This window comes from Citrobacter sp. Cu233, assembly GCF_030332225.1.
GTDB lineage: Bacteria > Pseudomonadota > Gammaproteobacteria > Enterobacterales > Enterobacteriaceae > Citrobacter.
Map to the genome: position 1 here is coordinate 224,106 of NZ_JAOWIF010000028.1, position 11,382 is coordinate 235,487.

8 protein-coding genes are annotated in these 11,382 nt (G+C 52.5%); 3 read left to right on the forward strand and 5 right to left on the reverse strand.

The features are described 5' to 3' along the window. Positions 1–196 precede the first annotated feature (196 nt). Positions 197–1,780, forward strand: coding sequence for a TerC family protein (locus tag OGX95_RS01930; RefSeq protein WP_286628133.1), 1,584 nt, complete (start codon positions 197–199; stop codon positions 1,778–1,780). A gap of 43 nt (positions 1,781–1,823) precedes the next feature. Here the strand turns inward: OGX95_RS01930 and asmA are convergent, their stop codons facing one another. The 3 genes from asmA to udk all read right to left on the reverse strand — a co-directional run bounded on the left by asmA (position 1,824) and on the right by udk (position 5,024). Beyond that, the gene (gene asmA, locus OGX95_RS01935) at positions 1,824–3,683 is read right to left on the reverse strand and encodes an outer membrane assembly protein AsmA (protein ID WP_286628134.1); all 1,860 of its coding nucleotides are present in this window, start codon (positions 3,681–3,683) and stop codon (positions 1,824–1,826) included. A gap of 26 nt (positions 3,684–3,709) precedes the next feature. After that, positions 3,710–4,291 (reverse strand): dCTP deaminase, encoded by a 582-nt coding sequence (dcd, locus tag OGX95_RS01940; RefSeq protein WP_003036774.1) that lies wholly within the window; start codon positions 4,289–4,291, stop codon positions 3,710–3,712. Between the two features lie 91 nt (positions 4,292–4,382). Further along, complete coding sequence (udk, locus tag OGX95_RS01945; protein WP_005128328.1) at positions 4,383–5,024, reverse strand: uridine kinase; 642 nt, start codon at positions 5,022–5,024, stop codon at positions 4,383–4,385. A gap of 314 nt (positions 5,025–5,338) precedes the next feature. Between udk and OGX95_RS01950 the strand changes: the two genes are divergently transcribed. Beyond that, positions 5,339–8,668: a diguanylate cyclase gene (locus OGX95_RS01950; protein ID WP_286628681.1), complete on the forward strand. Its 3,330-nt coding sequence runs from the start codon at positions 5,339–5,341 to the stop codon at positions 8,666–8,668. Here OGX95_RS01950 and alkA read toward each other — a convergent pair. Beyond that, the gene (gene alkA, locus OGX95_RS01955) at positions 8,636–9,505 is read right to left on the reverse strand and encodes a DNA-3-methyladenine glycosylase 2 (protein WP_286628683.1); all 870 of its coding nucleotides are present in this window, start codon (positions 9,503–9,505) and stop codon (positions 8,636–8,638) included. The genes OGX95_RS01950 and alkA overlap by 33 nt on opposite strands. Before the next feature lie 136 nt (positions 9,506–9,641). On the opposite strand from alkA, the gene yegD reads away from it, so the two are divergent. After that, positions 9,642–10,994, forward strand: coding sequence for a molecular chaperone (gene yegD / locus OGX95_RS01960; protein ID WP_286628135.1), 1,353 nt, complete (start codon positions 9,642–9,644; stop codon positions 10,992–10,994). Positions 10,995–11,093: 99 nt separating this feature from the next. On the opposite strand, the gene OGX95_RS01965 is transcribed toward yegD, so the two are convergent. Next, complete coding sequence (locus OGX95_RS01965; protein ID WP_106672390.1) at positions 11,094–11,153, reverse strand: type I toxin-antitoxin system Ibs family toxin; 60 nt, start codon at positions 11,151–11,153, stop codon at positions 11,094–11,096. Positions 11,154–11,382 lie beyond the last annotated feature (229 nt).

Here is an 11,382-nt window from a genome sequence, read left to right on the forward strand (position 1 = left end):
AATATCCACCCTGCGATATTTCCTAAATATAAGTGGATAAATAAAACCATTTCTTGCAGTTACCTTCAGGCTATTCTCTCGCCCCTGTCCTGATATAAACGGCAGAGAAATCCCTTCTCGCCATTGCATTTTTCGTCGGTTTTACCCATGATCGAATTGTGACAATTGTCATATCACTATGGGTATAGCATTTACTATGGAATGGATTGCCGATCCGTCAATCTGGGCCGGACTCGTCACGCTAATCGTGATAGAACTCGTTCTTGGCATTGATAATCTTGTTTTTATTGCCATCCTCGCGGAGAAACTCCCTCAAGCCCAGCGGGATAAGGCGCGTATTACCGGGCTACTACTGGCGATGGTCATGCGCCTGCTGCTGTTGGCGTCAATATCATGGCTGGTGACGCTGACCACACCTCTGTTCAGCATTCGGGACTTCAGCTTCAGCGCCCGTGACCTGATCATGCTATTTGGCGGCTTCTTCCTGCTGTTCAAAGCGACGATGGAGCTTAACGAAAGGCTGGAAGGGAAAGACAGCGACAATCCCACTCAGCGTCGGGGTGCGAAATTTTGGGGCGTGGTCGCGCAAATTGTGGTACTGGACGCCATTTTCTCACTGGACTCTGTGATCACTGCTGTTGGCATGGTTGATCATCTGGCGGTCATGATGGCGGCAGTGATTATTGCCATCAGCCTGATGATGCTGGCCAGTAAATCGTTGACCCGCTTTGTTAACAGCCACCCAACTATCGTTATCCTGTGCCTGAGCTTCCTGCTGATGATTGGTTTCAGCCTGGTCGCGGAAGGCTTTGGTTTTCGCATACCGAAAGGCTATCTGTACGCGGCTATCGGCTTCTCGGTCATGATAGAAGCCCTGAACCAGCTGGCTATTTTTAACCGTCGTCGTTTCCTGTCGGCTAACCACACGTTACGCCAGCGAACCGCCGAGGCGGTAATGCGTCTGATAAGCGGTCAAAAAGAAGATGCCGAGCTGGATGCCGAAACTGCCGCCATGTTGGCGGATCATCATGAAGGCCAGATTTTTGCACCACAAGAACGGCGGATGATTGAACGCGTGCTGAACCTTAATCAGCGAACCGTCAGCAGCATCATGACATCACGCCATGATATCGAGCACATTGATCTCAATGCGCCGGAAGCTGAAATTCGCACACTCCTGGAGAAAAACCAGCATACGCGTCTGGTCGTAACCGGAGAAGATGAACAGGAAGAACTGCTCGGTGTGGTGCATGTGATTGACCTTCTGCAACAGTCGCTGCGTGGCGAACCTCTCGATTTGCGCGTCTTGCTTCGCCAGCCGTTGGTATTCCCGGAAACCCTGCCGCTCCTTCCGGCACTGGAGCAGTTCCGTAATGCCCGTACGCACTTCGCTTTTGTGGCCGATGAATTTGGTTCGGTGGAAGGAATCGTGACGCTGAGCGACGTGATGGAAACCATCGCGGGTAACTTGCCAAATGAAGTCGAAGAGATCGACGCGCGTCATGATATTCAGAAAAATGCCGATGGGTCGTGGACGGCAAATGGCCATATGCCGCTGGAAGACCTGGTACAGTATGTCCCGCTCCCATTAGATGAGAAACGTGAGTACCACACCATTGCCGGGCTGTTAATGGAGTATCTGCAGCGTATCCCGAAAACCGGAGAGGAAGTACAAGTGGGTGACTATTTGCTGAAAACCTTGCAAGTAGAAAACCATCGGGTGCAGAAAGTCCAGTTGATACCACTGCGCAGTGAAGAAGAGATGGATTACGAGGTATAAGCGATATGCCGGATGGCGCTAAAGCGCCATCCGACTCAAGGGTTCAAAGTTTATCCAGCAGCTTTTTAACGTCTTTGCCGTTGCGGGAATCCTGGTTGCGATCGGCCCAGTCGTTCAATCGGCGTTTCGCTTCATCCTGCATATACTTACGCAAGAGTTGGTCCACCTGCAGGTTATAGTTCAACGACTGCCACTTGCCATAGACCCTGAGCGGAACCGGAGTCGCTTTGAGGAAATCGATCAATTTGCTTTCCCCATTCCATCCGCCCAGCACGCGTACGTTAAACTGAGTATCACAATTTTGCTCAACCAGATCTAACGTGCCCTTACCCGAAAGCGCCAGCATGGCGGACTGCCCTTCCATGTTATCCAGCGTAACCTTGCCGTTATCCAGCGTCAGATCGGTCACAAAGCGATCCAGTCGCGTCGCATTATCCAAATCCTGTTGCGAGCTTGCATTGCCGCCGCTACGTTCAACCGCCTGTTGCACCAGTTGCTGGAAGTTCATGCCTTCCATACGCGTGCCGCTCATCTCAACATTGGCCTGTCCTTGCCAGCTGTGACGAAATGCCTGCGCATCAATGTCAGAGCCCGAAAAATCGCCAGCCAGTGACAGCTTGCCAGTAAGGGCTATAGGATAGTCAAAGGCTTTCAGGATAGTGCCGATTTCTACGCCTTCCAGTCGTGGGTGAAAGACGGCCCGTGGTGAGCCTTTTCTGGCATCCAGCGCGCCAGGAAGCGAGATCAACCCACCGTCACTTTTTCCCTGTAACTCATTGATATTCAGCAAGCCAGCCTGGTTGACGATTTTTGCAGAAACATTATCAAAGGCCATTTTCCGCCAGAGAACTTTATCCGCCTGAAGTGCTATATTGGCGGAAAATCCTTTCAGCCCCTGGTAAGAGACGGCATCAACCTGCGAGGCAATGACCGGTCGCGCCAGAGTCGACTGGCTCTGACTCTGACTCTGCTGTGCTCCGGTATCTGTCGCCGTCAGAGCGTCATGCTGTACGAGCAGGTTATCCAGATTGAGCTGGCCGAATTTCAGATCGACATCCCATGCGGGTTTCTCCGCCAGCGTTACCAGAGCTTGCCCGGCGAGTGAACTGTCATTCGCAGTTAAGTTAATTTGAGTAAAAGCGAGCTGTTTTTTCTCTTCCTGCCACCGCGCCTGAAGCTGACCCTGGCCGCGGATCCCCTGCGGCGGCAAGTCAGCGCCCTGTAACTGCCAGCTTAGCTGCTCAATGTTAGCGACTAAATCATGCGGATAGTCAGACGCATCGACAGCGCCGCTGATGGACAACGTCAGGTCGCGCTGGTCGCGGTTAACGCGGCCGGTGATATCGAACGTTCCGCGATGTTGGACATCCTGTTCCATATTCAGGTGAATATCACGAACCGTTATCTGTTCATCGTCTTCATGCTGGAATACCAGAACGCTGTCAGCCACGCGCAGGCGAGCGATATCAAACGACCATCCACGATCTTCTGCCAGATCCGGCAGTGTATTATCTTTTGGCGCAACAGGGGCATCGACTCCACGCACAGCCTCGGTTTCAGGTGTGAGTTGAATCACCGCGCCTTTGAGCATGACTTGTTTTACGCTGAGTTGGTGACTCAACAACGGCCACAAGGCGACGTCCAGACGCATATTGTCGGCACGAACCAGAGGTTCTCTGGCACCGTCGGCCGTTAGCACCATGCGCCCGGAGAGAATGCTCAACTGGGGCCACACGTGCCAACGCAGAGGACCATCCAACTGCAGTTGATATCCGCTACGCGCAGCAACTTGCTTCACCATGTATGCGCGGAAATCGTTCGGATTCACCAACAATACTAACGCAGAGAAACCGGCCACCAGCACGACCAGAAGAATCATCAACGTCGTCAGAAATCGTCTCATGCTATCCTCAATGGACTGAAAAACACTCAGTCTTTATCGATCCGGCTGGCTACCGCGCCCTGCTGATCGCGATACTTCGCATCCTGACGGCGGTTGTAAGGTCGCGCTGCAGGGCCGGAAAGCGGTTCGAAGCTCAGTGCACCAATCGGCATACCGGGGCGCAGCGCCAACGGTAATTTTCCTGAGTTGTAAAATTCCAGAACGATGCACCCCGACCAACCCGGATCAATACGGTGTGCAGTAACGTGTACCATCAGGCCCAGACGTGCCAGCGAAGAACGGCCGTCTAACCAGCCAACAAGGTCGGAAGGCAGCGTTACGGATTCGAAAGTGACCGCCAGCGCTAATTCACCTGGATGCAGGAAAAACGCTTCACCATCTTTGAGGACAATTTCATCACTCATTACGCGGTCAAGCGCAGCGCTGACCTCATCCTTCGGTCCGCTCAAATCAATATACGCCGCCGTATGACCGCGGAACGTACGAAATTTGTTTCCAAGACGCACATCTACCGTTGCGCCGTTGATACGCTCGACAGGAGGACGTGGATTGATCGACAGACGACCTTCATCCAACCAGGCTTCAATATCTCGGTCACATAAACGCATGGCACTTTCTCCTTTCGTGCTTCAACCCCTTAATGCCAGGCGCGTTAAGGGTGAACCAGGTTATCACTGAACGGTACACAATTCGCTGAACTTATTCAAAGAACTGACTGATTTTCGCCTTCAGAATATCGATAGCAATGCGGTTTTTACCCCCGCGAGGCACGATGATATCGGCGTATTGTTTTGAAGGCTCAATAAATTGCAGGAACATCGGACGTACGGTTTTTTGGTATTGCGCCATCACCGAATCCATTGAACGACCACGTTCATTCACATCCCGCTTGATACGGCGCATCAGGCAAATATCCAACGGCGTATCAACAAAAATAGAGAAATTCATTTCATCACGCAAACGCGCATCCGTCAGCAACAAAATGCCTTCCAGAATAATGACTTTCTTGGGTTCAATATGAATAGTTTCTTGTGTGCGTGTGTGTTCGACATAGCTATAAACGGGCAATTCAATGGCGGAACCACGTTTAAGTGTTTGCAGATGCTGAAACAGCAAACTGTGATCCATCGCGTTCGGATGGTCGTAGTTCGTTTTTACGCGTTCTTCCATCGACAGATGGCTTTGATCTTTGTAATAGCTGTCTTCGGGAATAACGCCAATATGTTCGTCACCTACTTGCTCGCGCAATTCGCGATAAAGAGTACTGGCAATAAGACTCTTGCCGGAAGCCGATGCGCCGGCAATGCCGATAATGACGCACTGATGGGACTGATCAGTCATAAATTTAGCGACCTGATTAACCTGGATGTAAGGAAGGGCGGCGTCGAAACGCCAAACGCGGCAATTATAGGGATTTCAGCAGCGCGATGCCAGCCCAGGCTACACCAATGCGTCCCTGTCGCAAATTAAAACGGTTAATTTTAAAGCAGGCTCAAGTTTTATTCACCCGCCTTAGGAATTAATGGCTTGAGCGTGTTAATTTATGAGCAACTGGCGTATAAATTGTAAATTATTTGTACTAGCATAAACGAAGATTAAACGTGATGCGGCCGGTAACTCTGCTGGCCGACATCGGCTATTTGGGTAAAGTGGTAATGAGTAAACAATTCCAACATGTTTTAGTTACCCTACCCCATCCTCTGCTGCGCCTGGCCAGTTTAGGTCTGGTAGCATTTATCTTTACACTATTCTCGCTGGAACTGTCGCGTTTCGGTACCCAACTGGCACCGCTTTGGTTTCCAACCTCAATCATGATGGTGGCGTTTTACCGCCATGCAGGAAAAATGTGGCCCGGGATAGCGCTGGCTTGCTCATTCGGCAGCATCGGCGCGTCTTTGCTGTTCTTTCCTGGAGGTTCGCTTAACTACACTTATACGACCATCAATATTATTGAAGCGGTCGCCGGCGCGATGTTATTGCGCAAACTGCTCCCCTGGTACAATCCCTTACAGAATCTGAATGACTGGGCGCGATTGGCGTTGGGTAGCGCCGTCATTCCACCGCTGTTAGGTGGTGTGCTGATGTGGCTACTGCTCCCGGAGGGAACCTCGTTAAATACGTTTCTTATTTGGGTGCTTTCCGAATCCATCGGCGCGCTGGCGCTGGTGCCATTGGGTCTGTTATTCAAGCCTCATTATCTGCTGCGCCACCGCGATCCCCGTTTACTGCTTGAGACCCTCATCACGCTGCTCATCACTTTAACGTTCAGTTGGCTCTCCATGATGTACGTGCCGTGGCCGTTTACCTGCGTCATTGTGTTGCTGATGTGGAGCGCCGTCCGTTTGCCACGTATGGAAGCATTTTTAATTTTCCTCAGCACCGTCATGATGGTCTCTCTGATGCTGGCTGCCAACCCATCGCTGCTCTACACCCCAAAAGCGAATGTGATGACAAGTATTCCGTGGCTGCCGTTTTTGATGATTCTGTTGCCAGCCAACATGATGACTATGGTGATGTACGCATTTCGGGCCGAGCGAAAACACATCTCTGAAAGCGAATCGCGTTTTCGTAATGCCATGGAATATTCCGCGATTGGCATGGCACTCGTCGGTACCGAAGGGCAGTGGTTACAGGCAAACAAGGCGTTGTGTCAGTTTCTTGGCTACAGTCAGGAAGAACTGAGAGCGCTGACCTTCCAGCAGCTCACCTGGCCGGAAGATCTGAATAACGACCTCGAACAACTCGGCATGTTGACCCGTGGTGAAATCAATAGCTACTCCATGGAAAAGCGCTACTACACGCGCGCGGGCGAAGTCGTCTGGGCATTGCTGGCCGTTTCGCTGGTACGCCACAGCGACAACACCCCGCTCTACTTTATTGCACAGGTCGAAGACATAAACGACCTGAAGCACACCGAGTGGATGAATAAGCGGCTGATGGAACGCATCACCCTCGCCAACGAAGCAGGCGGTATCGGCATCTGGGAGTGGGAACTGCAACCCGACGTGATCAGTTGGGATAAGCGCATGTTCGATCTCTATGAAGTCCCGCCGCATATCAAACCCAGTTGGCAAGTCTGGTACGAGTGCGTCGTACCGGAAGATCGCGAGCATGCTGAGAATGTGATTCGCGACTCTCTGGCCGCACGAATTCCCTTTAAACTCGAATTTCGTATTGCAGTACGTGACGGCGTGCGACACATCCGCTCGTTGGCTAACCGGGTACTGAATAAAGACGGAGAAGTTGAACGCTTACTCGGCATTAATTTGGATATGACCGAAGTGAAGCAGCTCAATGAAGCGTTGTACCAGGAAAAAGAGCGTTTGCACATCACGCTGGACTCAATCGGCGAAGCGGTGATTTGTATTGATGTCGACATGAATGTGACCTTTATGAACCCGGTTGCCGAGAAGATGAGCGGCTGGCAGCAGGACGACGCGATAGGTATTCCGTTACTGACAGTGCTGCGTATCACCTTTGGCGATAACGGCCCATTGATGGAAAACATCTACAGTGCCGATATGTCGCGCACAGCCATAGAGCAGGAGGTGGTCCTGCATTGCCGTAACGGCAGCAGTTACGACATTCAGTACAGCATTACGCCACTCAGTACACTTGACGGCGGCAGCATTGGCTCCGTACTGGTCATTCAGGATGTCACCGAGTCACGTAAGATGTTACGCCAACTGAGCTACAGCGCGTCGCACGATGACCTCACCCATCTTGCTAACCGGGTCAGCTTCGAGAACCATCTGAAACAATTGCTGCAAGCCGTACACGATACGCATCAACGCCATGTTCTGGTCTTTATCGATCTGGATCGGTTTAAAGCCGTGAACGATAGCGCGGGCCATGCTGCTGGCGATGCCCTGCTGCGCGAACTGGCGTCTCTGATGCTCAGCATGCTGCGTAGCAGCGATGTACTGGCGCGTCTCGGCGGCGATGAATTCGGTCTGTTGCTGCCAGATTGCAACATCGAAAGCGCACGCTTTATCTCTGGCCGTATTATCCGCGCCATCAACGAGCATCAGTTTATGTGGGAGGGCCGTCTGCACCGCATAGGCGCCAGTGCGGGTATTACGCTGATCGATGAGAAAAATCATGTCGCGACGGAGGTCATGTCCCAGGCGGATATCGCCTGCTATGCCGCCAAAAACAGCGGACGTGGGCGGGTCTGCGTGTATGAGCCTCAGCAAAGTCAGACGCACACTTCACGGGAACTGCTGTCGTTTGATGAACAGAAGTACATTATTGCGCACAACCCGATGCTCATGATCGCCCGGGGTGTGGCCTCTCCACGCATTCCTGAGACATTCAGCTTCTGGCTACTCTCACTGCGTCTGGGAACAGAGGACGGTGATGTTATCGAAGAGCATATCTTCCGTACCGGACTCGTTGACCCTGCGCTTAATCATGCGCTTGACCGCCGGGTTTTTAACGAATTTTTCCAGCATGCTGCGACGGCAATTGCCAGTAAGGGACTCAGTATTGCCCTTCCCCTTTCTGCAGCCGGACTGTTGAGTACCGAACTTCTGGATGGACTGTTAGAACAGTTGCAACGTAGCCCGCTACCACCACGTTTATTACACCTGACCATACCAGCCGGAGTGATGAAATCGCATCCAGCTCAGAGCATATCGGCCATTCAGCGACTTCGTCACGCGGGTTGTCGGATTATTTTAAGCCAGGTTGGGCGCGACTTAGAGATCTTTGAAAACCTGAAGTTTCACGCTGTCGATTACCTGTTACTGGACAGTGAGATCAGCGCCAGTGTTCACGGCAACCTGATGGATGAAATGTGGGTTTCTATGATCCAGAGCCATGCTCAGCGCCTGGATATCAAAACGATCGCTGGCCCCGTGCAAATGCCACTGATCATGGACGCACTTTCTGGTATCGGCATTGATATGATCTACGGCGACATCATTGCTGATGCTCAGCCGTTGGATCTGCTACTCAATACCAGTCACTTCGCTATCAACTGACGGCTGCCACCCTTCCGTATACCAGATATGCAATAACGCATAGGAGCGCCACGGCTTCCAGCGCTCGGCATAGCGCCGGATCTGGGCGGGTGTCATGCCCGGAAAGCGTTGTTTGATCAAATAATCGTCAGGAAGAAAAACATCTTTCGCCTGCCAACCGCGTAGCGCGAAATAATTGGCAGTCCAGCGCCCTATACCGGGAAACGTTTGTAAGTGCTTTACGCCTTGCTCAATATCAGCTGGTGCAACCGATGAAAGCCTTCCCGTAAGCGTTGCTCGTGCCAGATGAATGAGCGCTTCGGCGCGTTTGAGCGGCATCCCTAACGCTTTCAGGTGCAAAGGCTCAGCAGCAGCCAACGCTTGTGGTGTGGGAAAACACACATACTCAGGCGCGTCATCAAGCCTGTCGCCGTAGGCGTGTACAACTTTCGCGGTCAGTTTTGCCGCCATTGCGACGCTCACTAACTGGCCTAATATCGCCCTCACACCTTGTTCAAAGGCATCGACAGCGCCGGGTAGCCGCAAGCCAGGACGCGCAGCGCCCAGGCTGCCCAGAGCGTTAACAATATGCTGTGGACAGCAACCAAGATCGAACAAGCGCTCAATTTTAACCAGACACTCTGCCGCAACGGGCTGTAGCCCCGGACTTAGCCTGATCTGAAGCTGGTATGTCTTCAGGTCAGGCACCACACTCACCAGCCCGTGATGCTCACCGATTGCCAGGCTCCTGGCGTAATACAGCTCCCCAACGGTTTCGACGCCATCCACCGCACGGGCGGACAGAAACCCCAGCATCCAGGGCCAGTCGTAAGGCGGTTGCCAGCTCAGAGTAAACATGTACGCTTCCTTTTTTTGCCAGCCTACAGCATAAACGTTATCCCGACGATACGCCTTGCTTTCATATTCCAGTTGTCGGGGCGTCAACATTTCGCTAAAGTCACGCCCCTTCTTCACTGGCATGGGGATTTTTACGGTGTTTATTGGTTTTGACTACGGTACGGCGAACTGTTCAGTGGCCGTCATGCGTGATGGGCAGCCATACTTGCTCAAAATGGAAAATAACAGCACGCTGCTGCCTTCTATGCTTTGTGCCCCTACGCGTGAAGCGGTCAGCGAATGGTTGTATCGCCATCATGATGTCCCCACAACGGATGCCGAAACACAGGCGCTACTGAGTCGTGCGATGCGTTATAACCGCGATGAAGACATCGATGTTAACGCCAATAGCGTACAGTTTGGTCTGGCGTCACTGGCGCAATACATTGACGACCCGGAAGAGGTTTACTTTGTTAAATCGCCAAAATCATTCCTGGGTGCCAGCGGCCTGAAGCCACAGCAGGTTGCGCTGTTTGAGGATTTGGTCTGCGCGATGATGCTGCACATCCGCAACCAGGCACAGAATCAGCTCCCCGAAGCCATTACCCAGGCCGTCATCGGTCGCCCGATAAACTTCCAGGGGTTAGGCGGCGACGACGCCAACGCCCAGGCGCAGGGTATTCTTGAACGCGCGGCAAAACGCGCGGGTTTTCAGGATGTGGTGTTTCAGTACGAGCCGGTAGCCGCTGGTCTGGATTTTGAAGCAACCTTGCAAGAAGAAAAGCGCGTACTGGTGGTGGACATTGGCGGCGGTACCACCGACTGCTCGTTGCTGCTGATGGGGCCGCAGTGGCATCAACGCGCCGATCGCGAAACCAGCCTGTTAGGTCACAGTGGATGTCGCGTAGGCGGTAACGATCTGGATATCGCGCTGGCCTTTAAACACCTGATGCCGTTACTCGGCATGGGAGGCGAAACCGAAAAAGGTATCGCATTACCTATTCTGCCGTGGTGGAACGCCGTCGCGATTAACGATGTCCCCGCGCAAAGTGATTTTTACAGTACCGCCAACGGTCGATTGTTGAACGATCTTATCCGTGATGCACGTGAAGCGGACAAAGTCGCGCTGTTACTCAAAGTCTGGCGCGAGCGTCTGAGCTACCGCCTGGTTCGTAGCGCAGAAGAAAGCAAAATTGCGCTTTCCGCTCAGGCAAACGTCACGGCGGCACTGCCGTTTATCAGTGATGAACTGGCTGCCGCAATCAGCCAACAGGGGCTGGAAACTGCGCTCAATCAACCACTGGCACATATTCTGGAACAGGTGCAACTAGCCCTGGATAATGCCCAGGAAAAACCGGATGTCATTTATTTAACCGGCGGCAGCGCGCGCTCACCGATTATCAAAAAAGCGCTTGCCGAACAGCTTCCGGGGATCCCTATCGCCGGTGGTGATGACTTCGGCTCGGTTACCGCAGGTCTGGCACGCTGGGCGGAAGTGGTTTTCCGCTAAGTGGTTCGCAGGCTGAAAAGTGTGCGTATTGACATCATCGTTACTGTGGCTTATGGTCAGGAGTGAGGGTCAGGGAGGGTTTCCCCTCCCTCTGGTATCTTAGTAAGCCGGTAAGCTAATCACTAAGAGTATCACCAGTATGATGACGTACTTCATCATAACCCTTTCCTTATTTTGGCCCCTTCCTCGGGAGGGGTTTTCCCGTTTCAGCATCCGGCTGAAATCTCTGGCTTTCCTCCTTTTTGCCGTGCCAGCACTCTAACGTACTATCCGGCATTCGCTATTTTCAGCGCTGATTGTTGCGTAATGCCTCGCAAAGCCGCGTCAGCATTCAGACGAATCCCGACAGTGTTTCATAATTCCTCCATTTTTCTCCCGCGTTCACTGG

What these genes read in the sequence shown, in the direction of transcription:
- OGX95_RS01930 (WP_286628133.1), top strand. Translation starts at nt 197, where the DNA reads ATGGAATGGATTGCCGATCCGTCAATCTGGGCCGGACTCGTCACGCTA.
- asmA (WP_286628134.1), bottom strand. Translation starts at nt 3,683, where the DNA reads ATGAGACGATTTCTGACGACGTTGATGATTCTTCTGGTCGTGCTGGTG.
- dcd (WP_003036774.1), bottom strand. Translation starts at nt 4,291, where the DNA reads ATGCGTTTATGTGACCGAGATATTGAAGCCTGGTTGGATGAAGGTCGT.
- udk (WP_005128328.1), bottom strand. Translation starts at nt 5,024, where the DNA reads ATGACTGATCAGTCCCATCAGTGCGTCATTATCGGCATTGCCGGCGCA.
- OGX95_RS01950 (WP_286628681.1), top strand. Translation starts at nt 5,339, where the DNA reads ATGAGTAAACAATTCCAACATGTTTTAGTTACCCTACCCCATCCTCTG.
- alkA (WP_286628683.1), bottom strand. Translation starts at nt 9,505, where the DNA reads ATGTTTACTCTGAGCTGGCAACCGCCTTACGACTGGCCCTGGATGCTG.